Annotated in this window: 1 protein-coding gene; it reads left to right on the top strand. The window is 64.2% G+C overall.

The annotated features are described in order from the left end of the window. Positions 1-41: 41 nt before the first annotated feature. Positions 42-453 (top strand): NAD(P)-dependent oxidoreductase (locus AC1D0P_RS29415; protein ID WP_477679961.1); only part of this gene is annotated, 412 nt, incomplete at its 3' end.

A 453-nucleotide genomic window follows, 5' to 3' on the forward strand; every position in this document is an offset into this window, starting at 1 on the left:
ATGCCAGGGCGCAGAATATCCGGATCACCAATACGCCTGATGTGCTGACCGGCGATGTCGCCGATATCGGCATCGGTCTTGCGCTGGCGCTCGCACGGCAGATCCCGCAGGCGGATGCCTATGTCCGTTCCGGCAACTGGCCGCAGGCGAATATGGGACTGGTCACACGCTTCTTCGGCAAGAAGATCGGCATTGCCGGCATGGGCCGGATCGGCCAGGCCGTTGCCCGGCGCGTGGCCGGTTTCGATTGCGATATCCGTTACTTCGCCAGAACGGAGAAGGCCGACGTCACCTGGACTTTTGAGCCTGATCTCATCGAACTGGCGCGCTGGGCCGACTTCCTGATCGTCACGCTTGCCGGCGGCCCGGCCACGCTGGGCCTCGTCGACGGCAATGTGCTCGCAGCACTCGGGCAGGATGGCTGCCTGATCAACATCTCCCGCGGCACGACGG

It is taken from the genome of Polaromonas sp. P1_G2 (assembly GCF_056405515.1).